Source organism: Gordonibacter sp. 28C (assembly GCF_003339845.1).
Classification (GTDB): Bacteria; Actinomycetota; Coriobacteriia; order Coriobacteriales; family Eggerthellaceae; genus Gordonibacter.
This window is the reverse complement of sequence record NZ_PPTR01000008.1, coordinates 18,320-43,381: the sequence shown is the minus strand read 5'-3', so window position 1 is coordinate 43,381 and position 25,062 is coordinate 18,320. Positions and strand designations below refer to the sequence as shown.

General features: G+C 66.1%; 24 protein-coding genes. 2 read left to right on the top strand and 22 right to left on the bottom strand.

Features of this window, described 5'->3' with window-relative positions; translation table 11 throughout:
* Window positions 1-51: 51 nt before the first annotated feature.
* The 5 genes from dsrJ to C1878_RS10765 all read right to left on the bottom strand — a co-directional run bounded on the left by dsrJ (window position 52) and on the right by C1878_RS10765 (window position 3,889).
* A complete protein-coding gene (gene dsrJ, locus C1878_RS10785) occupies window positions 52-447 on the bottom strand; it encodes a sulfate reduction electron transfer complex DsrMKJOP subunit DsrJ (protein ID WP_114601636.1) in 396 nt (131 codons plus the stop codon).
* A complete protein-coding gene (gene dsrK, locus C1878_RS10780; protein WP_114601635.1) occupies window positions 434-2,092 on the bottom strand; it encodes a sulfate reduction electron transfer complex DsrMKJOP subunit DsrK in 1,659 nt (552 codons plus the stop codon). The genes dsrJ and dsrK overlap by 14 nt, the downstream gene beginning before the upstream one ends.
* 5 nt (window positions 2,093-2,097) lie before the next feature.
* Window positions 2,098-3,087: a sulfate reduction electron transfer complex DsrMKJOP subunit DsrM gene (gene dsrM, locus C1878_RS10775; RefSeq protein WP_114601634.1), complete on the bottom strand. Its 990-nt coding sequence runs from the start codon at window positions 3,085-3,087 to the stop codon at window positions 2,098-2,100.
* Complete coding sequence (locus C1878_RS10770; RefSeq protein WP_158539790.1) at window positions 3,084-3,605, bottom strand: RsbRD N-terminal domain-containing protein; 522 nt, start codon at window positions 3,603-3,605, stop codon at window positions 3,084-3,086. Before C1878_RS10770 ends, dsrM begins: the two co-directional genes overlap by 4 nt.
* A 62-nt stretch (window positions 3,606-3,667) precedes the next feature.
* The gene (locus C1878_RS10765; RefSeq protein ID WP_114601632.1) at window positions 3,668-3,889 is read right to left on the bottom strand and encodes a hypothetical protein; all 222 of its coding nucleotides are present in this window, start codon (window positions 3,887-3,889) and stop codon (window positions 3,668-3,670) included.
* Between the two features lie 278 nt (window positions 3,890-4,167).
* Here C1878_RS10765 and C1878_RS10760 point away from each other — a divergent pair, with 278 nt between their 5' ends.
* Window positions 4,168-4,824, top strand: a complete 657-nt coding sequence (locus C1878_RS10760) for a bifunctional precorrin-2 dehydrogenase/sirohydrochlorin ferrochelatase (RefSeq protein WP_158539789.1) — start codon at window positions 4,168-4,170, stop codon at window positions 4,822-4,824.
* Here the strand turns inward: C1878_RS10760 and C1878_RS10755 are convergent.
* The 14 genes from C1878_RS10755 to C1878_RS10690 form a co-directional block, all read right to left on the bottom strand.
* Entirely contained in the window at window positions 4,821-5,294 is a 474-nt protein-coding gene (locus C1878_RS10755) for a hypothetical protein (RefSeq protein WP_114601630.1), read from the bottom strand. The two genes, C1878_RS10760 and C1878_RS10755, sit on opposite strands and share 4 nt — an antisense overlap.
* Window positions 5,295-5,390: 96 nt before the next feature.
* Window positions 5,391-6,272 (bottom strand): hypothetical protein, encoded by an 882-nt coding sequence (locus C1878_RS10750; RefSeq protein ID WP_114601629.1) that lies wholly within the window; start codon window positions 6,270-6,272, stop codon window positions 5,391-5,393.
* 180 nt (window positions 6,273-6,452) lie between these two features.
* The gene (locus C1878_RS10745) at window positions 6,453-6,827 is read right to left on the bottom strand and encodes a hypothetical protein (RefSeq protein WP_114601628.1); all 375 of its coding nucleotides are present in this window, start codon (window positions 6,825-6,827) and stop codon (window positions 6,453-6,455) included.
* Between the two features lie 3 nt (window positions 6,828-6,830).
* Window positions 6,831-8,192, bottom strand: coding sequence for a YeiH family protein (locus tag C1878_RS10740; RefSeq protein WP_114601627.1), 1,362 nt, complete (start codon window positions 8,190-8,192; stop codon window positions 6,831-6,833).
* Between the two features lie 150 nt (window positions 8,193-8,342).
* A complete protein-coding gene (gene dsrB, locus C1878_RS10735; protein ID WP_114601626.1) occupies window positions 8,343-9,398 on the bottom strand; it encodes a dissimilatory-type sulfite reductase subunit beta in 1,056 nt (351 codons plus the stop codon).
* Window positions 9,399-9,521: 123 nt separating this feature from the next.
* A complete protein-coding gene (gene dsrA / locus C1878_RS10730) occupies window positions 9,522-10,712 on the bottom strand; it encodes a dissimilatory-type sulfite reductase subunit alpha (protein WP_114601625.1) in 1,191 nt (396 codons plus the stop codon).
* 34 nt (window positions 10,713-10,746) lie between these two features.
* Complete coding sequence (locus C1878_RS10725; RefSeq protein ID WP_114601624.1) at window positions 10,747-10,935, bottom strand: 4Fe-4S binding protein; 189 nt, start codon at window positions 10,933-10,935, stop codon at window positions 10,747-10,749.
* Window positions 10,936-10,987: 52 nt separating this feature from the next.
* Complete coding sequence (gene hemL / locus C1878_RS10720) at window positions 10,988-12,274, bottom strand: glutamate-1-semialdehyde 2,1-aminomutase (RefSeq protein ID WP_114601623.1); 1,287 nt, start codon at window positions 12,272-12,274, stop codon at window positions 10,988-10,990.
* A 57-nt stretch (window positions 12,275-12,331) separates the two neighbouring features.
* A complete protein-coding gene (gene hemB / locus C1878_RS10715; RefSeq protein ID WP_114601622.1) occupies window positions 12,332-13,303 on the bottom strand; it encodes a porphobilinogen synthase in 972 nt (323 codons plus the stop codon).
* Window positions 13,300-14,832 carry a uroporphyrinogen-III C-methyltransferase gene (cobA, locus tag C1878_RS10710; protein ID WP_114601621.1) on the bottom strand — a complete coding sequence of 511 codons (1,533 nt, stop codon included), beginning with the start codon at window positions 14,830-14,832 and terminating at the stop codon, window positions 13,300-13,302. Before cobA ends, hemB begins: the two co-directional genes overlap by 4 nt.
* 1 nt (window position 14,833) lies before the next feature.
* Window positions 14,834-15,763, bottom strand: coding sequence for a hydroxymethylbilane synthase (gene hemC, locus C1878_RS10705; protein ID WP_114601620.1), 930 nt, complete (start codon window positions 15,761-15,763; stop codon window positions 14,834-14,836).
* The gene (hemA, locus tag C1878_RS10700) at window positions 15,760-17,097 is read right to left on the bottom strand and encodes a glutamyl-tRNA reductase (protein WP_114601619.1); all 1,338 of its coding nucleotides are present in this window, start codon (window positions 17,095-17,097) and stop codon (window positions 15,760-15,762) included. Before hemA ends, hemC begins: the two co-directional genes overlap by 4 nt.
* Window positions 17,098-17,205: 108 nt before the next feature.
* Window positions 17,206-18,825 (bottom strand): (Fe-S)-binding protein, encoded by a 1,620-nt coding sequence (locus tag C1878_RS10695; RefSeq protein ID WP_114601618.1) that lies wholly within the window; start codon window positions 18,823-18,825, stop codon window positions 17,206-17,208.
* A gap of 5 nt (window positions 18,826-18,830) precedes the next feature.
* Window positions 18,831-19,694 (bottom strand): respiratory nitrate reductase subunit gamma, encoded by an 864-nt coding sequence (locus C1878_RS10690; protein WP_114601617.1) that lies wholly within the window; start codon window positions 19,692-19,694, stop codon window positions 18,831-18,833.
* A gap of 422 nt (window positions 19,695-20,116) precedes the next feature.
* On the opposite strand from C1878_RS10690, the gene C1878_RS10680 reads away from it, so the two are divergent.
* A complete protein-coding gene (locus C1878_RS10680; protein WP_114601615.1) occupies window positions 20,117-21,049 on the top strand; it encodes a LysR family transcriptional regulator in 933 nt (310 codons plus the stop codon).
* Between the two features lie 62 nt (window positions 21,050-21,111).
* Here C1878_RS10680 and C1878_RS10675 read toward each other — a convergent pair whose 3' ends face one another.
* The 3 genes from C1878_RS10675 to C1878_RS10665 all read right to left on the bottom strand — a co-directional run bounded on the left by C1878_RS10675 (window position 21,112) and on the right by C1878_RS10665 (window position 25,034).
* A complete protein-coding gene (locus tag C1878_RS10675; RefSeq protein WP_114601614.1) occupies window positions 21,112-23,898 on the bottom strand; it encodes a tetratricopeptide repeat protein in 2,787 nt (928 codons plus the stop codon).
* 254 nt (window positions 23,899-24,152) lie between these two features.
* On the bottom strand, window positions 24,153-24,533 hold the full coding sequence (locus C1878_RS10670; RefSeq protein WP_114601613.1) for a NifB/NifX family molybdenum-iron cluster-binding protein: 381 nt from the start codon (window positions 24,531-24,533) through the stop codon (window positions 24,153-24,155).
* 72 nt (window positions 24,534-24,605) lie between these two features.
* The gene (locus C1878_RS10665) at window positions 24,606-25,034 is read right to left on the bottom strand and encodes a PadR family transcriptional regulator (protein WP_114601612.1); all 429 of its coding nucleotides are present in this window, start codon (window positions 25,032-25,034) and stop codon (window positions 24,606-24,608) included.
* Window positions 25,035-25,062: the final 28 nt, after the last annotated feature.

Sequence of the window (25,062 nt, the reverse complement as noted above, 5' to 3'; positions counted from 1 at the left end):
AAACCCGGCTCCTCTCATCGCCTCGCCGAACGCATGCGCCGTGTCTCCCGTTCACGACGCGGAGCCGTCGTGGCAATCCCAGCAGTACAGGTCGACCCCCGCGTAGTCGTGGCAGGCGTCGCAGAACTCTTCTTTGTTCGAATGGCAGCCGAGGCAGGTGCCGTCGAGGCTCTTCTCGTACACCTGGCCAGAATCGCTCGTGTACTCGCGCGAGCCGTTGCGCACCACGTCGGTGCGCCACTGGTCGAGCAGCTGCATGTGGGAGCCCTTCATGTACTCCGTCTCCGCCACGCACTGCTTTTCGTCCATCTGGTTGATGGCGGGCGTGTCGGTGCTCACCTCGGGGCCCGACGAAGCCGACGCGCCGAAGGCGTTCGCCCAGAACGGCATGAGCACCACCGCGCAGAACACCACGGCGAAGGCGACGATGCGCTTACCCTTGTACATGGTCGGCCCCTTCCCCGCTCGCAGCGTCCGCGCTTGCGGGCTTGGGCTTGCGCGGCAGCTCCTGCAGGCGCAGGTCGAGCGTTCGCTCGCCCTCCCCCTCGAGCACGAGCGCGTTGCCCACCAGCTCGTGCACCCCGGTGACCCGCGTGCCGGGAACCCAGTAGTCCATGAGGGCCGGGAAGGCGGCGCGGTCGATGGCGCAGATGTTCGCCAGCGTGTTCACCCCGTACGCGTCGCGCACCTGGCGCACCGCTTGCGCGCGGGGGAAACCTCCCCGCATGCGCAGCTCCATGTTCTCGCCGGCGTTCAAACCGGCCCCGCTGCCGCAGCACAGCGTTTTCTCGCGGATGGTCTCCTCGGCCATCTCGTGGAAGTTGTTGCACACCTTGTTGATGATGTAGCGCGGCTCCTCCAGAAGGCCCATGGCGCGGGCGGTGTTGCAGGAATCGTGGTACGTCACCACCAAATGGTCGTTGCGGCTCGGGTCGACCTTGATCTTGTCGTGGTACAGCAGATCGGCCGTGAACTCGGTGATATGCACCATCTTCGTGGCCGAGGCGTTTTCGAACCGCGTGCCCGTGACGGGCGAGACGGGAACCTCCAAAAAGTCGGCCGGCCCGTTCCAAGTGTCCATGTACTGGTTCACCAAGCGCCACATGTGCCCGCACTCGCCGCCCAGCATCCACTTCACGCCCAAGCGCTTGGCCTCGGCGTACATCTTGGCGTTCAGGCGCTTGGCCATGTCGTTGGCCGTGAAGAAGCCGAAGTTGCCGCCCTCGGACGCGTAGGTGCTCAGCGTGTAGTCCAGCCCCAGCTCCTCGAGCAGCATGATGTAGCCCATGAACGTGTGGGTGCCCGGCTCGGCGTACAGATCGCCCGAGGGCACCACGAACAGGATCTCCGCGCCCTTGCGGTTGAACGAGGGCCGGTAGGTCTTGCCGGTTATCTCCTCCAGATCCTCCATCATGAACTCGACGTTGCTCATGATGGTCTGCGGCTCGAGGCCCACGTGGTTGCCCTTGTTGTAGCAGTTGGCCACCGGCCCGGCTATCCATTCGGTGTTCAGGCCCAGCAGGTTCAGCAATTCGCGGCCCATCATGGTGATCTCGGCCTGGTCGATGCCGTAGGGGCAGAACACCGAGCAGCGCCGGCATTCGGTGCACTGGAAGAAGTAGTAGTACCATTCCTTGATGACGTCCTCGGTGAGGTCGCGGGCGCCCACCAGCTCGCCGAACATCTTGCCCGACAGCGTGAAATAGCGGCGGTACACCGAGCGCAAAAGCTCGGCCCTCACCACCGGCATGTTCTTGGGATCGCCCGACGCCATGTAGAAGTGGCACTTGTCGGCGCAGGCGCCGCAGCGCACGCACACGTCCATGAACAGCTTGAACGAGCGGTACTTCCCCATGAGGCTCTGCATGCCGTTGAGGACGGTTTCCTTCCAGCCCTCGGGCAGGTGCCAGTCCTCGTCGGCGGGCGACCACGCGTGCCCGTTCGGCATGCCCACCGCCTCGACGGTCTTCTCCTTCGCCCCGTGGCAGTACATGCCCGGCTTGAACTCGACCGGCGTGTGCATCCAGTCGGTCTTGGGAAGGTCGTAGGTGAAGTCGAGCAGCTCGTTTTCTGGTATCACTTGGTTAGCCATGTCCCTCACTCCGCATCCAGCGGCAAGCCGGCCTTCGCCATCTTGTCTTTGTACTCGTCCTCGTACTCGGCGTACGTGTGCACCTTCACGTCGGGATTCCACGGGTTGACGTGGCGCACCATACGGGAATCGTTGGCCGCGTTGCGCGTGGGCGACAGCACGATCCCGCCGGCGTGCATGAGCTTGCTGAACGGGAAGTACGCGATGAGCGCACTGGCCAAGAACAGGTGGACGTAGAAGATCGCCCCGACGCCGTCGACGATGGCCGGGTGCAGCGTCACCAGCCCCATGGTCATCTCCTTCACGCCCACCAGGTCGATCCTGAACACGTAGCGCATGGCCACGCCGGCCAGCACCACGCCGATAATCAGGAACAGGGGGAAGAAGTCGTTGGGCAGGGAGAGATAGCGCACGCGCGGAACCACCACGCGGCGGATGAACAGGAACGTGAGCGCCGCCACGATGGTGAGGTCGGTGATGTAGAGCAGGGGCAGGCCCACCTGCAAAAAGGCGTCCGCGCCGTCGATACCCGCGAGGAACGCGGGCACGGGATCCAGAAAGAAGCGCAGGTGCCGCACGATGATGAGCAAAAACGACCAATGGAACACCAGGGCGCCCAGCCAGAGCCACTTGGCCGAGCCCACGCCCAGCTTGTCGCCGCGCTTCTCGGTTTTCGTGTTGCGGAACAGCGAACGGAACACCAGCACCTCGAGGAGCATCCGCCCCACGACGCCCGCGAACGACGACGGGTTCTCGATCTTGTTCTGCTTGATCCACGGCAGCGACTTCTGCTGCCCGCAGGTGGTGGGGATGCGGAACGGCACGGCCGACCTTCCCCAATTGACCAAGCGGAAGACGAAGCCGATGACGAAACAGGCGACGGCAACGTAGGGAACGACGATGCCGAAGAGGACCTGCAGGCCCAAATACTCCGTGCCCGCCCACGCCAGCGCGGCGAGCAGCGCCGTGAGCGCCAGGGGAATCGCTATCTTCATACGGCTTCTCTTTCGCGCGCGACGCGGTTTCCCGTTTGCCTCCGCTGCGCAAGGCCTTCGCCTCGCTGCATCTCGGCCACCCTGATCAGGTATATCTTCTCTCTGAACTCCGAATAGCGATCGAAGGCGAGCAGTGCCAGCTCGTCGATGCGGTCGTCCACCTGCCCGAGTTCGGCGCCCTCCCGCTCCTTGACGGAAGCGGTCAGGGCCGAGCGGATGGCCCGCTTCAAGTCGAAGATGAAGCCGAACGCAAGCGACGGGCTCGCCTCTTGCACGGCTTTCAAGCGGCAAAGGTCCATCAGGCTTTCGGGAATCTCCTCGGAGCCCCTCTGATCGACGAGCCACGTGACGACGTCGCTCGTGCCCTCGTTCACCAGATAGGTCACCGAGGCGGTGAAGGGGTTGGCTTTCGTCGTGGACGAAGGGCGCGCCTCCCCGGACGCGCCGTCAAGGCCCGCCCTCCATGCTTTGAGGATCGAGCCTCGTCTGGCCTCTATTTCCCCATAGATCGCGTTCATCGGCATTCATCTCCCCCTGCTTCGCTTGCGTCCGATAGCATGCTCCCCGCATGGCGAGCGGTTTATTCGGGCGGTGCGACCTTGCCTTTGAGGGCGATGAACGTGGTGGTGATGTAGAGGTACTCCACCTTGTCTTCGAAGGAGAGCTCCTTGACGGCCAGGTCGACGGCGGACTTGTCCTCGGAGATGGCCTTGGCTATCTCCTTGCTCTTCGCCTTCTCAACCGTGTCAAGGTAATCGAGAACTTTTTGCTTGATGGCAGGATCTGCGGCACCTTTTTGCATAATTGCCTCTTCCTCGATGGTGCGTGAACGTAAGGGCCTCCTCCGGATGGACCGGTTGCCCATTGCACGTGACTACCAGTAAATCACCCTTGTTTCAACCTGTAAAATAAAAGGTTTTCATCAAAGCATTACGAAAGCCGATGACGGAGAATAATGCCTGATGGGATGTGCTTTTTGACACATGCGGCATCGCATCCGCGCGCCCGCGGGACCCGCCCGATGGTACAATGGGCGCACACGGTAGCTTCCCGTCCAACAACGCAGAGCAGGGGGTTGCGATGCCTCGAACGTATCCCGTTTCACTCGTTCTCGAAGGCCAGTCGGTGCTCGTGGTGGGCGGCGGCGCCGTAGCCACCAGGAAGGTCGAAGGGCTGCTGCCCTACGACGTGGCCGTCACCATCGTCGCGCCCGCGCTCACGGCCGCCCTGCGCGAGCTGGTGGACGGCGGACGCTGCACCTGGCGCCCCAAGGCCTACGACGCGGCCGACCTCCACGGCGCCGACATCGTGTTCGTGGCCACCGACGACGAGTCCGTGAACGCGCAGGCGTATCGCGACGCATCGGGCCGGCACCTGATGATCAACGTGGCCGACCGACCGGAGCTCTGCACGTTCTTCCTTCCCTCGGTGCTGCGCCGCGGCAGGCTGTCCATAGCCGTGTCGACGGAGGGAGCGAGCCCTCTGACCGCGCGTCGGCTGCGCAACGACCTGGAGGAGCGCATTCCCGCCAGCTTCGAAGCCTACCTCGACCTGCTGTGCGCCTGGCGGCCGCGCGTCATAGCGGCGCTGCCCGACGAGGCCGACCGCTACCGGTTCTGGCAGCGCGCCACGGACGGCTGCGTGCAGCGCCTCATCGACGTCGGCAAGCTGCACGCCGCGGACGAGCTGCTCGACGGCATCTTGGACGAGCTGAGCCGAAGCGCGGCACGCTCCTAAAGCGCCTCGCGCAGGACCCGCACCTGCTCCTCGAAGCCCCGCGTCAACGAGGGGTCCGCGGCAGACACCCGCTCGAACGCCGCGAGCAAAGAGGGCTGGAACGTGGGCTCGTCGACGGCCGCGTAGAACAGGTACGAGAAGAAGCGCCCGTATCGTGCCGGCGAGCCCGCGATCACCGCGCCGGCGACCTCCGGCGCCGACCAGGCCACGTTGCCTCCCTCCTCGTTCATCTCCCACAGGCAGCGGCGCACGATCTCTAAGAAGAACTCGGGCATGCGCTCCGACCGCTCTTGCGAGAGCGTTTGGAAGCTTCCGATGGCGCGGGCATGGCAGGGGTCGTCGGCAGCACGGGTGAGCCGCGTCAAAAAGCGCCTCACTCTGCTCGGGTCCTTGTCGAACAGCGCCAAGAGGGCCCGTTCGTCGCCCGCCTCGACGAGCGCCCGGACGCCGCTTTTCGTGATCTCTTCCAAATCAGCTCCTCCCTCCTGTGGAAAAGGCTTTGTGCAGCCGCATGCACGTTCCGATGCCATCCTGAGCATTCGACAGTCCAGCGGACTGTTGCATGCTCAGGATGGCAAGGGGAGGGTCGCACCCGTCGATGCGCCCGCGAGCTTCTTCCGGTCTTCCTTTTCGAGCCGCTTCTTCGCTTCCGCGGCGCACCAGGTGGAATTGCCGTTCTCCGCCGCGTAGACGAGGCGCGCACGCCGCTCGGCGGGATCGGCCAGGCAGTCCGCCGCCTTCAGCGAGAACAGCACGCGATGCGCGGGAAGGGCTTTGGCGCCGTCGGCAACCTCGATATAGTCGGCCGCCGCCTTGGACGCCTTTCCGTTGATCTCCTTGGCCAGCATGTCGCGCAGGGCAACGTGCTCGGCTATGTGCGCGGGCGCGTCCTTCGGCAATCCCTCGCCGGAAAGCTCCTTCAAAGCCTTGACCTCGGCCGTAAGGCCCTTGAGATCGCGCTTGTCGAACGCGCAGTACGCCATCAGGTTGTGGTAGATGAACGCGCTTTGAGGGTCGGGATCGTCCTCCAAGTCGCGCACGAGCTTGGCCGCCTCGCTCCACTTCCCCTGCCACCGCAGGGCGTAGGCGTAGCTGAACAGCCCGCTGCGCGGATCCGCGTTCTTCTTGTCCTTCTCGAGAAGAGCGAGCGTCCGACGACCGCACAGAAGCGGATCGCAGTCCTGGTCGATCAGACGCGTGAGGCTCCTGTTCACCGAGCCGCGCATGAACACCCCGAAAAACACCGCGACGATCGTGAGCGGCAAAAGGACAAGGGTGCTGATAGCGAACCACGGGGTGCCCGACATCCCCATGATCATAATGAAGAACGCGAAGGCGGCGACTCCGGCCACGCGCACCCTGATCGTATAGTTCCGGCGCACCCACGCGCGCGACTCCTCGTCGGCCACGTCGCCCAAGATCTCCCCAATACGCTCGTAAGCTCTCATCTTGCTTCCTCTCCCAACAAACCTCGTGACACCGCGGCCCTGCGCGTCCCCGCTTCGGCGAAGGCGCGCAGGGCCGCTTTGACGATGCTGCTCTTGGCGGCCCTCCCTCCGCCTTGAAAAACCGCAGGCAGCCTCGTTTGCATGAGACCGCCTGCGTTTCCCAACATGAACCTGTGGGGTTTAGATCATTCCCCATTTGCGCGTGTACTCGCTGTAGAGCGCGTAGTCGTTCTCGCTGATGCCCGCTTCTTCGAGCTTGGGAAGGATGTCCTCGTAAATCATCGTTTCCGTTTCCATCCACACACCGTCTTTCTTGACGGTGATCTCCCAATCGTCATGAATGCTCAGAAGGAACTCCATGACGGCCGCGCTATGCGACATGCATCGGTGCGTGTACACCGCGAGCTCGCGAATCGCATCCGGGGTCGTCTCGATCTTCTTGACGGTCTTCCAAGGCGATTTCGCCCTCCGACGCCATTCGCCCGCTTCGAAAAACGGAAGGAAGAAACAGGCGCTTTGGATGCAGGTATGCTTGACTACGGTTGGTTCTTCCATGGTTTACCCAAGTCCGACGGTCGTCCAGTAGTTGTTCAGGATCATCGTGGAGAACAGGAACCCGAGCGCCACGTTAACAACCACGCCGCAGGTGAAGGCCGCGAAGGGCTTCCAGCCGGTGGCGGCAAGGGCCTTGAAGCGCGTGGTCAGGCCGATGCAGAGGAAGCACAGGATGAACGCCCAGCCGCGCAGGCCCTTGATCGGGCTGAGAACCTGCTTGTCCATGGTGGCCGCGATATCGGGAGCCACCGACAGCGTCACGACGGTGATGAGGATGGAAGCGATGAAGAAGCCCACGACGAACTTCGGGAAACGCTCCCAGATAACGCCGGCGGACGGCTTCTGACGGGTTCCGTCGGCGCTTTCGCCCTTTTCCCACATGGTGACGGAGATGATGGCCAGAATGAAGGCCCACACGCCGACGAAGATATCGCGGCCGACGACCTTCATGAGGGTGAACGTGGTGATGGCGCCATCGCCGAACTGGGCGGCTGCGGCCATGCCGGCGGCATCCGCGAACTCGGACGTGCCGATCCAAGCGCCGGAGGCGCCGTCGGACAGGCCCAGGGCACGGCAGATGACGGGAAGCAGGAACACCATAACCGTAGCCCAGATGACGACCATGGAGATCGAAACGGACACATGCTCCTTCTTGGCGTTGACGGCGCTGCCGATGGCGATGGAGGCGGAAACGCCGCAGATGGAACCGCCGGTGGCCAGGGTCGCCGCGAACGGCTTCTCAAGCTTGAACAGGCGCGTGGCGCAGAAGTAGATCACCAGGAAGGTGGACACGGCGATAACCGTGGCCTGCATGAGGGCAACCGGGCCGGACTGGAGAATCAGCGTGAAGGGAAGCGTGGCGCCCATGAGGACGATGCCGGTCTTCACGTAGAACTCGGTGCGCATGCCGGCTTCGAACCAATCCGGGATCTTGACGAAGTTGCCGATGATGATGCCCACGATCAGGGCCATGACCGGAGCTTCGAGGCTGAGCGTCTTGGCAAGGCTCCAGGCGGAGAGGATCTGAACCAAGATGGCCATCACGTACAGAAGCGTGAAGCCCCCGAGGAACTTGGGGACGTTCTTGCCCATGATGCCCATGACGATCGAAAAGATGATGGCCAGCACGACGTACAGGATGATCGCGTTCGGGAAGATTCCGGTCACGCACGGCAGCAGGCCCGAGAAGTCGCTGTAGCCCGCGAACTTCACGTTGAGCACGCCCAAAATGTCGGACTGCCCGGCAGCCCACAGGACCAGGGCGACGACAACGATGCCGAGGCCGATCCATACGGCCCACCAGTCTTCCTTCAGGTAGAGGCTTTTGAGTCCGCCTCCGTTGGTCTTGGTGTTGTTAGTTGACATATGTTTTCCCCTTTTCTCTGTTCGGGCAGCGGCATCGCTGCCCGTCCCTCAGATACTCGACCAGCGATAAGTGACGTCATCAGTTATCGCTGATCAATCCACGCCGACAGGTTCCACCAATCCTGCCGACGCGGATTGAGAGCCTAAACGCTAGTACTTGAAGGCAGCCGACGTTCTGAACGTCTCGCGCGAGAAGATGTAGTCGTCGATGTGCTTGTCGGTGAACGGGATTCCCGACATGCTGAAGAAGCGCTCCCAGCCGATGCGCTCGATCCACTCGCCCAAACGCTCTCCCCTGCGGGCGTTCTCGATCCAGAGGTCGACGATGTGGCGCACGGCGTCGGTCACCTCGGGCCAACGCGGCGGGTTGTTCGGCAAGAACGGGATGACCATGCGCGAGAAGCTGGGGGCCGTGCGGGCGTTGGAGACCTTGCCGCCCACGAGAATGGCCACGCCGTCGTTCTTGGCGTCCATGATGTGCATGCCGGGCGACATGGTGTAGCAGTTGCCGCAGTACATGCAGCGCTCCTCCACGATGGTCACGCTCTTGTTCTTGGGGTCGGGGCGGATGGCCGCCGTGGGGCAGCTTGCCACGAGGCTGGGGATCTCGGTGCCCTTGCGGATGGCGTCGTGGTCCATGCGCGGCACGGTGCGGTGGATGCCGACGAGCGCGATGTCGCTCACGTGGGCGGCGCCGCACATGTTCAGGCAGCAGGCCATGGCGATGCGCAGCTTGTTGGGCAGGTCGTCGCGCTTGAAGTACTCGAACAGGTCGTCCATGACCGCCTTGGTGATGCCGGACGCGTCGGTCGCGGGCGTGTGGCAGTGCACCCAGCCCTGCGTGTGCACGACGTTGCTGATGGACGCGCCGGTGCCGCCCACGGGCATGCCCTGAGCCTCGCACTCCTCGATGAGCGGGTCGACGTTCTGCTCGTCGGACACGAGGAACTCGATGTTGTTGCGGCTGGTGAAGCGCAGGTAGCCGTCGCAGTACTTGTCGGCCAACGCGCACACGTCGCGAATGAAGTCGACGCACACCAGGCGGGGAGAGGCGCAGCGGACGCTGTACAACGCGCCGGCCGGCCCCACGTGCTTCAGAACGCCGGGTCGGGGCGACTCGTGGTAGTCCCACTTGCCGTAGTTCTGCTCGATTATGGGCGGCAGGTTCTTGCGGTAGTCCGGAGGTCCATTGTCGATCTTGGGCATGTAAACTCACCTCATCTTTCAACGGGAACAATATGGTTCACGCGCATCGCGGCGGGCGCGGGGCGGGCACGGGGCCCGAGACGCTGCGGGCCGATGCGCGGCCGAGCGCGATGGTGCGGCGCGCTATTCCTCTATCTCGTCCTTCTGCCAGAACACGTAGGGGTTGGCGCGCGGACGGTACACCATCTGGGGAACGGCGGGGATGCCCGTCGCACGCAGGAACTCGCCCATGCCCAGGCGGTAGATGAGCTCGCCGATGCGCTCGCGCGTCTTGCCGTTCTCGTCCCACCAATCCCAGATGCGGTCCATCATCTCCTTGAACTCGGTGTAGGGCGGCTCCATCTTCATGAAGGGAACGATGACCCACGACATGAACGCCGACTTCACGATGGTCGACTTCGCGCCGATCATGATGGTGGCGCCCTTCTCCTTGCCCTGCTTGATGGCCTTGCCCATGACGTTGACGCAGTGCATGCAACGCGAGCACTCCTCGGCGTTCACCGTGAGCTCCTGGGTGTCCTTGTCGTAGGTCAGGCAGTGCGTCGGGCAACGGTGGCACACGTCCATTTGGATGTCCAGGCCGGCCTCGGCGTACTTCTTCACCTCGTCTTGGTCGATGATGATGGAGTCGCGCCACGTGCCGATGATGGAGCAGTCGGCGCGTGCCTGGGCCGCCACGCAGTCGTTCGCGCAGCCCGACATCTTGAACTTGAACTTGTACGGCCACATGGGGCGATGGATCTCGTCCTGGTACTCGTTCGTCAGGTCGTAGCACATGTCCAGCGTGTCGTAGCAGGCGTGCTCGCAGCGGCCGGGGCCCACGCAGCAGCTGGGCGAGCGCAGGTCGGAGCCGGAGCCGCCCAAATCGAAGCCCCTGTCGCTGATGTCGTCGAAAATGGGCTGCAGCTGATCGGTGTGCGTGCCCAGCAAGATGATGTCGCCGGTGGAGCCGTGCATGTTCGTGAGGCCGCTGCCGCGCTCTTCCCACACGTCGCAGATCTCGCGCAGCATGTCGGTGGTGTAGAACCAGCCGCTCGGCTGGGCCACGCGCACCGTGTGGAACTCTCCGATGTTCGGGAACTCCTCGGGCATGTCGGTGTAGCGTCCGATGACGCCGCCGCCGTAGCCCTTCACGCCCACGATGCCGCCGTGCTTCCAGTGGCCCACCTTGTCCTCGTAGGACTTCTCGAGCAGCCCCAGCAGGTCGTCGGCCATGGCGTTTTTCTCGCCCGCGCGCTTGATCTGGGTCACGAAGCTTGGCCAAGGACCCTTCTCCAGCTCGTCGAGCTGGGGGGTTTCTCTCTTTTCTGCCATAATATCCTCCTGTTTTCCGGGGGGTTGGTTGGCGCTACAGTTCCATCACGGTGATAGCACCAGACGGGCACACCGTCACGCAGGCCTCGCAGCCCATGCAGTCGCACGGGTCGCCTTTTATGGAGGCTTTCTCCCCGTCGAAACTCAAAATACCCGCGGGACAGCCGTCGGCGCATGAGTTGCACCCCGTGCACGCCTCCTCGTCAAGAGAAACCATATACATACCAATCACCCCCTTCCCGTCTTGAACTCGCTATGGAACCGCACGCACGTGCCTACAGGGCGCGCATGGCGCGCTCGGCTTGCTCCAGCGTGAACGCGATATCCTGCTCGCTGTGGGCCGTCGAGACGAACGTCGCCTCGAACTGGCTCGGAGCCAGGTACACCCCGGCCTCGAGCATGGCCCGGTAGTATCGGGCGAACTTCTCGGCGTCCGCGTTGCAGGCGCTTCGGTAGTCCGTCACCGGCTCGTCCGTGAAGAAGGCCGAGAACATGGCCCCCACCCGGTTGACGCAGAGGGGCACGCCGACACGGCGCGCGATGTCCTGCAACCCCTCCGTCAGAGCGGCGGTGGTTTCGAACAGGCGCTCGTAGGTGCCGGGCTCCTGCAGCAGCTTGAGCGTCGCCAGGCCGCCGGCCACCGCCAGCGGGTTGCCCGAAAGGGTCCCCGCCTGGTACACCGGCCCCTGCGGGGCCAGCCCCTCCATGAGGTCGGCACGTCCGCCGAAGGCCGCGAGCGGCAAACCGCCGCCGATGACCTTCCCCAGGCACACGAGGTCCGGCAGCACGCCGTAATAGCGCGAGGCGCCGCTGTAGTCGACGCGGAAGCCCGTCATGACCTCGTCGAAGATGAGCACGCTCCCCTGCTCGAGCGTGAGGGCGCGCAAGTCCAGAAGGAAGCCGGGGTCCGGCGGGACCACGCCCATGTTGCCCGCGACCGGCTCCACGATGACGGCGGCGATGCGCTCGCGGTGCTCCTCGAACAGCGCGGCCACGCTGGCGCTGTCGTTGTACTGCGCCACGAGCGTCTTCTCCGCCACGGACGCGGGCACGCCGCTCGAGCTGGGCCGCCCGTTGGTGAGCGCGCCGCTGCCGGCCTTCACCAGCAAACCGTCGGAATGGCCGTGGTAGCAGCCCTCGAACTTCACGATGTAGTCGCGTCCGGTGGCGCCGCGCGCCAGGCGCAGCGCGCTCATGGTGGCTTCGGTGCCCGAGTTCACGAACCGCACCATCTCCACGGCGTCGTAGGCCCGACGGATCTTCTCGGCCAGGGACGTCTCAGCCTCGGTGGGGGCGCCGAACGTCGAGCCCAGCCGGGCGGCGCGGCACAGGGCCTCCACCACATCGGGGTGCGCGTGCCCGCAGATGAGCGGGCCCCACGATCCCACGTAGTCGACGTAGTCGTTCCCGTCGACGTCCCAGACGTGCGAGCCCTCGCCGCGCGCCAGGAACACCGGGTTGCGGCCCACCGCGCGCGCCGCGCGCACGGGCGAGTCCACCCCGCCCGGAATCACCTGACAGGCGAGCCGGTACGCTTCCTCGCTTCTCGTCGTATCGAGCATGCTCGGTACACCTCCTGTTTCCCCAAGCCGGCGGGTCGCGCCGGCGGTCGGTCGGTTCTAGTCGCGCAGCCAGTCGGCAACGGCGAGGGCGTGGTACGTGATGAGCAGGTCGGCGCCGGCGCGTTTGCAGCCCAGCAGCGCCTCCATGACCACGCGGCGCTCGTCGATCCACCCCTGCGCGGCGGCGGCCTTGACCATGGCGTACTCGCCGCTCACGCAGTACGCGGCCACGGGCAGGCCGCAGGCCCGCTTCGTGCGGTACAGCACGTCGCCGTAGGCCATCGCGGGCTTCACGATGACGAGGTCGGCGCCCTCCTCCACGTCGAGCATGACCTCGCGCAGGGCCTCGTCGCCGTTCGCCGGGTCCATCTGGTAGGTCTTGCGGTCGCCGAACTGCGGCGCCGAGTCGGCCGCCTCGCGGAATGGCCCGTAGAAGGCCGAGGCGAACTTCGCCGCGTAGGACATGACGGCCACGTGTGTGAAGCCGTTCTCGTCGAGCGCGTCGCGGATAGCGCCCACGCGGCCGTCCATCATGTCGGACGGGGCCACGATGTCGGCTCCGGCCCGGGCGTGGGACACCGCCGTGGCGGCCAGCAGCTCCACCGTCTCGTCGTTGAGCACGCGCTCGCCCTCCACCACGCCGCAATGGCCGTGGTCGGTGTACTCGCACAGGCACACGTCGGTGATAACCGTGAGCTCGGGGTGCCGCTTCTTGGCAAGGGCCGCGGCCTGCTGCACGATGCCGTCGTCGGCATAGGCCTGCATGCCGCGGGCGTCCTTGCCAGCGGGCAGCCCGAACAGGAGGATGGCGGGAATGCCCTTGCCCGCCACCTCGTCGAGCACCGTCCCTAAACGGTCGAGGGAATAATGGAACACGCCCGGCATGGAGGGCACGGGCTCCTGCTTCTCCGTGCCGCTGCACACGAACAGCGGGTAGATCAAATCGTCCACGCGCACGTGGTTCTCGCGGACCATGGCCCGCAAACCGGCGGTTTCCCGCAGGCGGCGGGGGCGCTTGCGCATCTTCATCGAGGTTCTCCTCCTTGCGTGTCGACCAGAGCGGCCACGAGGCCCGCGATGGTGTATTCGGACGCCTGGGCCCGGGGCTCCAACCCGGCCGCGCGCAGCGTGCCCGTGGTCACAGGGCCGATGGAGTACAGGTCCACCCCTTCGAGCAGCGCGGGATCGCCCAGGCAGGACAGCAGGTTCGTCACTGTGGACGAGCTGGTGAACGTGACGGCGTCCACGTCGCCCGCGCGCAGGGCGTCCACGAGCGCATCCGCGCCCTGGGCCACCGCGCGCGTGCGGTAAGCCGCCACGTCGTTCACCGTCGCGCCGAGCTTCGCGAGCTCGCGGGGCAGCACGTCGCGGGCGTCCTCGGCGCGCGCGATGAGCACGCGGTCGCGCGAACCCACCTTGTCGGCCAGAAGCTCCACAAGGCCTTCGGCGCAGAACTCCCGCGCCACGTGCACCTGCGCGATGCCGTGGCGGGCGAGCGCGGCCTGGGTTCCCGAGCCGATGGCCGCCACCTCGGCGCGCGCCAGGCAGCGCGCGTCGAGACGAAGGGATGCGGCCTCGGCGAAGAAGGCGTCCACGCCGTTCGCGCTCGTGAACACGACCCACTGGTACGCCTCGATGCCGGCCACCGCCTCGCCCAACGGGCGCGGATCGGTCGGGGGAACCGTTTCGATGGCCGGGAACTCCAGCACCTGCGCTCCTCGCTCCTCGAGCGCGGCCGAGAGGGCCGACGCCTGGTGGCGGGCGCGCGTGACCACGACGGTCTTGCCGAACAGCGGCTTGCGCTCGACCCACGCCAGGCGCTCGCGCAGGGCGGCGACCTGCCCCACCACGATGACGGCCGGGTTCTCGATGCCCTCGGCGCGCACGCGCTCCTCGATGCTCTCCAGCGTGGCGCACACCGTGCGCTGCATCGGCCAGGTGCCGTAGCGCACGACGGCCGCGGGGGTGGCGGGGTCCATGCCGTGTTCAACGAGGTTGGCGGCGATGCGCGGCAGGTTGTCCATGCCCATGAGGAACACGAGCGTGCCCTTCAGACGGGCCACGTGTTCCCAAGGGATGAACGACTCGCCCTTGTCGGCGTGCTCGTGGCCCGTGATGACCGTGAAGGACGAGGCCGCGTCGCGGTGCGTCACCGGTATGCCCGCGTAGGCGGGAGCGGCCACGGCCGACGTCACGCCGGGCACGACGTCGTAGGAGATGCCGTGCTCGCGCAGCGCCTCGGCCTCTTCGCCACCGCGGCCGAACACGAACGGGTCGCCGCCCTTCAAGCGCACGACCGCGTTGCCCGCAAGGGCCTTCTCCACCAGCAGCGCGTTGATCTCGTGCTGGGGCAGCGTGTGGTGGTCGGGGGTCTTGCCCACGTACACGAGCTCGCACTCCGGCCGAGCGTAGTCGAGCAGGCGCGGCGACACCAAACGGTCGTACACCAGCACGTCGGCGCGTTCGATGGCCGTGCGGCCCTTGAGCGTGAGCAGCCCGGGGTCGCCGGGTCCGGCGCCCACGAGGTAGACCTGCAGCTCTCCGTTCGAATGCGGCATGTCACACCCCCGCTCGGTCGGCGTTTGCGGGCAGGATGTCCGCCGCGCCCTGCGCGAAGGCGTCTTCGGCGGCGTCGCGGCCCACGCTCTCGGGATCCGCGCCCGTCCGCTCCACGCGCACCATGCGGCTGCCGTCCAGGCTGCACACCATGCCCGCGAGCCTGACCACGTCGCCGGTGCACACGGCCAGCGCCCCGATGGGCGTCTGGCAGCCGCCTTCGAGCGCGGCCAGGAAGCTGCGCTCGGCGCGCGCCGCGCGCTCGGACTCCGCGTGGTTGACAGCCTGCACGAGCGCGGCGACGTCGTCGCGGCCCGAGGCCACCTCCACCGCGATGACGCCCTGGCCTGCGGCCGGCATGACCGTGTCGGGCGCCAGGTACTCGGTGATCCGGTCGCGCCAGCCCAGACGCGCCACCCCGGCCACGGCCAGGATGATGCCGGCCATGCCCTCGTCCTCCTGCAGCTTGCGCCAGCGGGTGGCCAGGTTGCCGCGAATGTTCGCGCATTCCACGTCGGGGCGCACGCGGTGCACCTGGGCGGCCCGGCGCAGGCTCGACGTGCCGATGCGCGCGCCCTCGGGCAGGTCGGCCAACGTGAGGCCGTCCTTTCCCAGAAACGCGTCGCGCGGGTCGTGCCGCATGCAGTACGCCCCTATCTCGAAACCGTCCGGCAGCACGGTGGGCAGGTCCTTCAGGCTGTGCACCGCCAAATCGATGCTCCCGTCGCGCAGCCCGTTCTCGATCTCGGCCGTGAACACGCCCTTGCCGTCCACGAGCGGCAGCGGAGTCGCGAGGTCGCGGTCGCCCGCCGTGTCCGTCTCGGCCAGCTCCACCTCCAAGCCGGGATGGGCCTCGATAAGGCGCGCGCGCACCCACTCGGACTGCCACAGCGCCAGTTCGCTTTTTCTCGTACCTATGACCAGGCGTTTCATTCCGCGCCTCCCGTCCGCTTCCCTTCGGCTCCCGCTTCCGCGCGAGCGGGCTCCCCCTCGGGCTGCAGGTGGAACAGCTCCTCCAGCATGGCGGCGTACGCACGGCTCTTCTCCGAACCCGCCATGGCGTTCAGCGACGCCACGGGCTCGTGCATGAGCTGGTGGGTGATGGACGTGGCCAGGCACTGCACGACGTTCTTCTGGCTGGGCGTGAGGCCCGAGAGCTTGCTCATGGCCCGCTCCAGCTTCTCGGCCTTGATCTGCTCGGCCTGGCGGTACAGCGCGTCGATCGTGGGGATGTACTCCAGCGATCGCTGCCAGCGCTCGAAGTCCGCCGCCGCCTCGTCGATGAGCTGCGCGGCGTTCTTGGCCGCGCGCAAACGCTCGTTCTGATGGCGGTTGGCCACGTCGCGCAGCTCGTTGATGTCGTAGCAGCTCACGTTCGGGATGCTGCGCACTTCCGGGTCGATGTCGCGCGGCAGCCCCATGTCGATGCACAAGAGCGGGCGGGCGGGGCGCCGCGCCATGACGGCGGCCAGGCGCGCCCGGTCGACCAGGCAGCCCTTCGCGGCCGTCGCCGAGAACACCACGTCGGCCTGCTCCAAGCAAGCGTCCATCTCGTCGAGCGAGCAGGCGCCGAAGCCGTACTGGCCGGCCAGCCGCTGCGCCTTTTCGAGCGAGCGGTTCGACACCATGGCCACCGACACGTCCTGCGCCACGAGGTACTTCATGGTCAGCTCGCTCATCTCGCCCGCGCCCAGGATGAGCACCCGCTTGTCGGCGATGCCGCCCAGCTCGCGCACGGCCAGTTCGACGGCGATGCGCCCGATGGAGGTGGAGTAGCGGCTGATGCGCGTTTCGGAGCGCACCTTCTTGCCCAGCGACAGCGCGCGCTGGAACCACACGTTGATCATCTTGTCGTTGGCCCCCGCCTTGCAGGATGCCCGGTAGGCGCGGGAAACCTGCCCCGCCACCTCCGTCTCGCCCACGATGAGCGAGTCCAGGCCGCACACGACCTCGAACAGGTGCCGCACGGCACGGCCGTCCGTATGGGCGTACAGCAAATCCCCGAACCGCCGGGCCTGGGCCGCGTCGGACACCTTGTCCTGGCCCAGGATGAAGTCGCGCACCCGCGCGACGCCCTCGTCGGCGTTCTCGCACACGCCGTAGAACTCCAGGCGGTTGCAGGTGCTCAGCACCACGGCGCCGGAGAGGCCCGCAGCGGCCTTCACGTCCTGCACGCACAGGGCGTTCTGCGAATGGTGCACGCTCAGCTGTTCCAGAATCTCGATGGGAGCCCGTTTGATGCTCAGCCCCACGACGATGGTATGCATAATCCCGCTCCCGTCTCATCCCCCCCCTGCGGCCCGTCCCCACAACAGGCGCGCGCAAAACCCGGTCAACCCCGGGGCCGCATGCATCGCACGGCCCCGGGCAAGCGCCTACTCCGCTTCCAGGAACTCGAAGTAGGGCCGGTCCATGCTCGCCAAGCCGTTGACCATGAGCTCGACGATGCCGCCGTACTGCACGTTGTAGCGCGCAGTGGCCTTGTACGTCTGAAGGAGGTCGCGTATCGTGCCCTTGCAGTTGGAGCACGGCGCGCAGACGTACTTCACAATGTCGGGGTTCTCTATCTCGTCTTCGAACGCGTTCAGGATCTGCGCGAACTTTATGCGCGCGCTCACCTTGTTGCGGAAGTCGCCGAAGTTGTACGAGTTCATGATGGCGAACCCGCTGCCGCCGCCGCAGCAGTAGTTGTCCACCCCGTGGGGCGTCATCTCGCGGAACTGCGGCGCTATCTTGTGCAGGATGTCGCGCTGGGGCTTCACGATGCCCATCTGCCGCACCATGTTGCACGGGTCGTGCAGCGTCACGGGGAAGTCGTTCTTCGACGGGTCGAACTTCAGCCGCCCGGTTTTCACGAACTCGGCCATCATGGGCAGGAAGCTCTCCACGGGCACGCCGCGCTGGTCGCTGTCGGCCATGCGGTCGGCGCCCACGACGGCCGCCTTGTGGGCATGCCCGCACTCGCCGATGACGATGCGCTTCGCGCCCAGCTTCTTGGCCACCTCGAACTGCGCCATGGCCACGTTCTTGGCCTGCACGTCGTCGTACCAGATGCCGTAGTTCACGCTGTCGAAGCCCATCATGTCGGTGCTGAGCGTCCAGTCGACGCCGGCCTCGTCCAGCAGGATGGCGAAGGCCGCGGGGTTCTCGGGCCAGGCCAAGAACTCGCCCGCGTTGTGCACGAGCAGCACGTCGGCGCCCTTCTTGTCCAGAGGGAACTTGATCTTGCGCCCGGTGCGCTCCTCGATGTCCTCTTCGATGAACTCAAGCGCGTCGATGAAGGCGGGCTTCGTCAGGCCCGTGGTCGAGCCCACCTTGAGCTGCAGCTGCGTGCCCTTCGTGTGCACGGGCGTGGGCGCCAAGCCCATCTCCATGCTGAATATCTTGCGGATCTCGCGAGCCATCATGCCGTTGTCGAGCCCCATGGGGCACACCTGCGCGCAGCGGCGGCACAGGTTGCAGCGGTAGGAGAGCTCGCCTAGGCGCGCGATGGTCTCCCAGTCCAGGTCGATGTCCGCACCGGTGAAGGAGCCCAGCAGCTTGCCGGACGGCGTGAAGTACTTCTTGTACAGCTTGCGCAGGATGTCCACGCGGAAGATGGGGCGGTATATCTCGTCGCCGTCCGTCGCCTGGAACACGTGGCACGCCTCCGAGCACGTGTTGCACTTCGCGCAGTACTCCATCGTCAGGCTCAGGGGCTGGAGGTACTTGTTGTTGGCGTCGAGGAACAGCTTCTCAAGGCCTTTGAGGAACTTGGCCTTCAGCTCGTCTTCCTCTTCCTTGGTGGCGGGGCGCTTCATGGTGTCGATGGCGCAGAAGCCGTCGAGCGAGCAGCAGTTCGTCTCGGCCCACTCGGGCTTCGGCTCCTTGAACGCGGGCTCGAGCCCGTTCTTGTCGTAAGGCGCGGGCAGGGGCGCCAGGTCGTCCAACGTGCTCAGGAGGTCCTTTTTCCGCGAGATGTCGGTGGTCCTCACCATCTTGTTTTCGATAGCCATGAGGCCTATCCTTTCGACGTTTCAGACGATGGGCTCTGCGGCTTCGTGGCCGACCAGGGCGACGTCACCGGCTGTTCCGCCGCATCCTCGAACCGGCGCTCCACCGCACTGCCCTTCAGGTTGGGATCGTTGTCCCACAGCACCTTGTGAAAGCAGAAGAACTTGCCCACGTAGTGGCTCATCTTGGAAAGCGGGATGTACAGGAACATGATGCCCAGCAGCACGAAGTGCACGAGCACGATAACGGGCAGGTTCGCGGCGCTGAGCGTGAACACCTGCGCGGCCACGGTGAAGGGCGACGCGACGAACAGCCACGAGTACGCTCCGGTGAGCAGCACGACGAGCAGCAGCACGATGTTGAAGTACTCGAGCGGCGTCGTGTACTTCGCCAGCACGCGGTCGGACACGCGGCGCACGAGCAGCAGCAGGCAGCCGACCGTGGCCAGCACGAACCCGACGACGCCGATGGCGAAAACCGCCGCAACGTACCAGGCCGGGTGCCAGGCAACGCTGATCAGCAGCAGCACCGACCAGCCCAGCATGACGTAGATGCCCAGGTGCATGGAGTACGACGCCCACCAAAGCGTGCGCTGGTGCACGAACAGCTTCTTGATGAAGAGCATTTCCTTCATGATGTCGACGGTCTCGCTGACCCTGTCGATCTTGCGCGGCTTGGTCCACCACTCGGGCTCCTCCATGTACGAGCCGCCGTAGGCGGCCCTTCCCGCCCCTTCCTTGGGCACGGGATAGAGGTCGAGGCGCGCGTGGATCTGCATGTGCGCGAATTTCCAAGCTTTCCTCAAAGACAACGCGAAGAAACCGAACATGGCGATGATGATGAACACGGACACGAGCGTTTCAGCAGACACGGAAAAGCCTCCTTACGTCCTTGCTCCGGAACAACACCCCCTCAGCGTTACCGCTCCGGCGCTTCTTTAAAACTAAAGCACCGTCATCGGGGTGTAAAATTCTGATTTGCAATCGCGGCATAAAAAGAGGCTATGTCTTGGTGTATCATGGTTGCAGGGGGTTTCGGGTCCGGGTACCCCCATCTTGCGTTTTCGCTGTTTTACCTGCAAATCCTCGAGCGGACGATCCTGCTTTGCACTGCCGACGTCAGGGGTGGGCGACCAGCGCAGAACGCGGTGCAAACTGGGATCAAGATATCCTATATCGCCCTCATGTATTCTTATGGTGGCATTCCTACCTCAGTACTTATAATTTACTTGGGGAATTGAAGCACATCGTCAAGGGGAGACCTGTATCGGCCTGGATGTCAGAGGGGGTCGGCATGAGTTCACTAGAGGAATTTCTGGTATTCAAAGACGTTGCCTCGACGGGCAACATCACCAGGACTTCTCAGCGTCTGCACATGAGTCAGCCCAGCGTGAGCATCCAGATCCAGAACCTCGAGCGAGACTACGGGGTTCAGCTCTTGGACCGAACGAACCGCGGCGTGACGCTCACCGAGAACGGGAAGATCCTCTACCGCTACGTGGAGGAGATCATTCAACTGATGATGGAGGCTCGCGAGGCCGTCTCCTACGCCTCGACCTGCCATCACGGCGGCATCCATATAGGGGCCACGTTCACCATCGGCGAGTACCTTTTGCCCTACCTGGTGCGGGAGTACTGCAGAAGCGAGACCGACTCCGACATAGATGCCCGGATCGCCGACACCGAGGTGCTGGCCCAAGAGGTCATGGACCGCCGGTTGAACGTGGCCCTCATCGAAGGCCCCGTGCCCAACGATCCCAACTTCACCGTCGAGACGTTTTGGCACGACGAGCTGGTCGTGGTGGTTCCCGTCGACCATCCCTGGAGCGAGCGCGGCACCATCAGCTTCGAAGAGCTCACCACCGAGAGGCTGATCACCCGCGAGCAGGGATCGGGGACGCGCAAGGTCATGGAGCTGGCCTTCGCGCGGAACAGCTTCAACTACCTGGACCTGAGCATCCGGCTGGAACTGGGCAGCACGCAGGCCATCAAGCAGGCGGTCAAGTGCGGCATGGGCATAGCCATCATCTCCGCCTTGACCGTGCAGGAGGAGTGCCTGCTCAACCAACTGGTCACCTTGCGCGTGAAGGACTGCTCGTTCACGCGCCCGCTCAGCATCCTCACGCACACCAAGGGGCACCTCACCGAAGACGAGCAGTCCTTCGTCGGCCTCCTGCGCGACGGAAGGAAACTGCAAGAGATATTCCCGACGCCCACCGCTTCCTGACGGAGGCGGTGGCAGGCTGCAGGGTCAAGTGACTCCCGCGGAACAGCAGGCCGCCGGAGCCCCTAGTCTTCCAGCGACTTCAATACGTTGACCAGGGCGTCGTCGGGGCGGTAGTGCAGGCGCAGCGACAGCAGGTTGCGCGCGACCGGGAACAGCCCGGCGTCGACGGCGGCGGCCGCGCCCGCGTCCAACGCTTCGAAAACCTCGTCGACGGGCGCCACCACGATGCCGGCCCCACGCAGCTCGTCGTCCACGGCTTCGCGTTCGATGGGCCCGATGCCGTGCTCGTCGGCGAGCTCCTTCAGCTCGGCCATGGCCTGCAGCGCCACCACGGGCGAGGTCATGACGGACTTGAGGTAGCATGCCGCGCCCGCGCGGGGCCTGCCCGCCTTCCACAGCGCGTAGGCCAGCTGGTAGTAGGCCACGGCCACGTCGGCCGGCTGGACGGCCACGCGCAGGCAGGCGTCGAGCACGGCGGCGGCGTTGTCCATATCGCCCACCAGCATGTAGGCGCGCCCGAGCTGCCGGTAGCCGCCGGCCGTGGAGGGCGCCAGCTCTATGGCGCGTTGGCCGTAGCGCAACGCGTCGTCCACGCGTTCGAACGAACGCTCCAGCAACGTGACTATCTCCAGGTGGCAGAGGTAGAACGAGTCGGGCGCGAGCTCGACCCGCTTCTCCGCGTCGGCGGCCGCCCGCGCCGCGAGGGTGGGCACGGCCGGCAAAACGGGCGCGTCCGCGTCGGTTGGCACCGCGTCGGCCCGACCGAGCCGAGCGTCGCGCAGGGCGCGGCCGTACAGCACGCGCGCCGCATACGAGTCGAACGAACGGTACACCGTCGCGACGCCGTCCACGTACCCGTCGAGCGCGGCCGTCTCGGCAACGGCGTCCATGAGCACGGCAACGGCCTCCTCGGGGTCGCGCTGCGCGAGCGCGCGGGCGCGGCCGAGCGCGGCCAGGCAACGGTCCTCGCCCAGGAAGCGCACCACCACGGCGTTCTGGTCCTCGGTGTCCAGCTCTCCCTCGGCCAGCGCCGCCATGAGCCGCGTGCACGCCGAGACCGTCAAGCCGTCGCCTCGCGCTTCGGCCGCATCCTGTTCCTCGCGCACGGCGCGGATGGCCTCGGTGGCGCTCGAAGAGCAGGCGACGCGATCGGCCAGACCCTCCCCGATGCGGCGGCGACGCGCTTCGGTCACGATGCGCAGCTCGCGCGCGTCGTCGGCTCCCAGAACGGGCCGCACCGCCTCCGGGAGCGCCTCGTCCGCCATTTCGGGCAGCTCTCGACGGCGCACGGTCGAGGGCAGGGCCGCCACGAGCGCGAAAGGATCGGCGGCCGGCAGATCCCACACCGCCCCGCACAGCGCGAACAACGCGGAGGGGTCGCCCTCCAAAGCGCTGAGGAACCGCCCTTGCCCCTCGTAGGCTTGACGGGAAAACGCCACTTGGTAGAACGCCGTCCCCTCGTGGTCGGAAGGGAATTCGCCGCCCTGGCCGGCACCGTCCGCCTCCTCTCCCACCGTCGAATCGTCGAGGGGGCGGGCGGCCACGTCGACGCGCTGGACGGAGGGCGACGCTTCGAACGCCGCCGCGGCGAGCGCGAGGCCGAAGTGCATGGCGTAACGGCGCGCCTGCGCGTCGCGCTCCGCCTCGGTCGCATCGACCCAACCCGACCCCGACGGCGCGTCGACCCAGTGCCGCAACGGCATGAGCGCGGCGTCCGGCACCGTCAGCATGAACGCGGCAAGGCCCTCCGCCACATTCGCCTGCAACCGCGACTCGACGCGCACCGGCAGCCTCAACCGCTCCAACACGGAGCTTATGCGGCAACGCACTTCCCATTCGCCCCCGTCCGCGCCCACGGGGGCGCCGGCGACGCGTTCGGCGGCGAGCGGCCGGGCTCCCGCCGTTTCTATCAGATAGGCGTCCCAGCGCGCGCAATCCGCATCCGTCGCGAAGGGCGCCCGATCGCCGAAAGCCTCCTCCACCAGCGAGAAGCGGTTGAGCGCAGCCTCCAACGCCCATACGGTGTGCCGGCTCACGGGGGCTTCCTCGTCTTCCAGGGCAACGTAGTACAAGTTGGCATAGCGCACGGTTTTCACCAGGCGCAGCGCGTCGTCGGACACGGCCGGCGCGGTCAGGTCGTCAAGGCCGGCATCCTCCAGCCAGCGGACGAGATTCCACGCGAGCGCGGGCGGCCTCACCACGGGGTCGGCCTCGGCGCGTCGCACGTCGTCGACGATGGCGCGCAGGCCGGGCAGCAGCTTCGCGCCCCTCAGATGCTCGTGGACGAACCCGATGCCGCGCGTCGGAACCTCGGCCCCTCCCAACGCGGGACGATGCACGAAAGCGAGGTAGGCGCGCGCCAAGGCGTCGTCGTAGGACAAGTCGGCCCCGTACGGCCCAAAATCGAACCACGTGTCCGAGAACGTGTAACGGTCGCGCCGTCGCGTGTATTGCGCCACCTGGCGCCCTTCCCCTTCGCCCGATCGCACCTCGACGCAACCGCGCTCCTCGCCCGTCGCCTCTTGTTCGGCGAACCGCGCGAAATCAAGGTCGGGTTTGCGGGCGGGAGGCGAGACGATGGGGTGATCGACGGAAAACACGCGGCCGAAGCGATCGACGTAGGCGAGAATGCGGAAGTCCCGCTTGCCTGAGAATTCGACGATGTAGCGGTCCCCTTTGCTCGGCGAAGCGCAGGCTCCGGTCACCCAGCCGTAAGTCGGGGCAGGCGAGCCTGCAGGAACAGGGGCAATCGGCACCACGGCGTCGGGCAGCACGCGGCGCGAGGCCCCCCAAAGCGACGACCCCGCCGCGATCGTGTACGTTCCGCCCTGTTTCTCCGCCTGCCTCACGCGCCTTTCCTTCCGATCGAACCGCAAAGGATTCCTGTCGGGAAAGCGTCAGGGCGCTTCCCGGCAGGGACCGGTCCCGAAACCGAGAGGCTGTCGGAACGCTAACGAGCAGCATAGCATGACGCGTCGGCCTTGCGAGGAAAACGCCGAATGACCCCACGCATGAAAAAGCATCCCGAAACGCGCACGACGCCGCGCTTCGGGATGCTGCTCCGCAGAAGGCCCCTTCGAAGGCGACCCTGTTCGAAGAATACTCAGTGATGATGGTTGCAGGCGTTCTCGGCACCCATGATCGGCACGTTTCCGGCAGCCACGAGCCGGGCCGCGTCGCCCACGTTCGGCGTCTGGTTCTCGAAGTACACCGTGATGCCCGCATCGTTGAAGCCCATGAGCGGACGCATGCCCATGCCGGCGGCCACGATGGCGTCCACGCCGGCGTCGGCCAGCAGCCCCACGGGGCGCAGGCAGCCGCCCTCTTCGTGCGGCGGGTTGGCGATGGCCGACGTTCCCGCGATCTCGCCGTCCACGATGTCGACGACGGTGAAGCAGTCGCAGTGGCCGAAGTGGCCCGAGCGCTCCGAAGCCAGGTCGGCGGTGCCCATCGTCGGCACCGCGAGTTTCAACGTTTCTCCCATGATGATCCTTTCCTGCCGGGGCTCAGCGGCCCCGCTCGTCTTTCGAGGCCTCGTCGGCCTCGAACCTATCCCTTATCGGTCGGCTTCCGCGCGCGCGTTCCCGCGCCCGGCGGAGCCCAGCCCGCCTTCCAGCAGGTTCACCAGCAGCTCGTCAAGCCGACGGCGCGCCCGCAGCGCGTCGAGCCACTGCTCGGCCAACTCCATACCCTGCTCGGTGAGCTCGTACTCCCTGCGGCGCGGGCCGGCGGCGTCCTCGCACCAGCGCGACACCACGGCGCCTTCGTCTTCCAAACGTCGAAGCGACCGGTACAGGCCGCCCACGTCGACGTCGACCTCGCCGTCGGTCATGTCCAAGATGGTGCGGCGCATGTCGTAGCCGTAGCCCCCGGCGTACAGCAACGCCGCCAGCGCAGCCGGCTCCACCAGCGCGCCGCCGCCCCCGCCGCGCCGACGGCAGCACGGCTGTCGAGCCCCGGCTCCTCCGCAATCGCCTTGCGGCATAGGCATCGCCTCCTCGTCTCCCGCAATC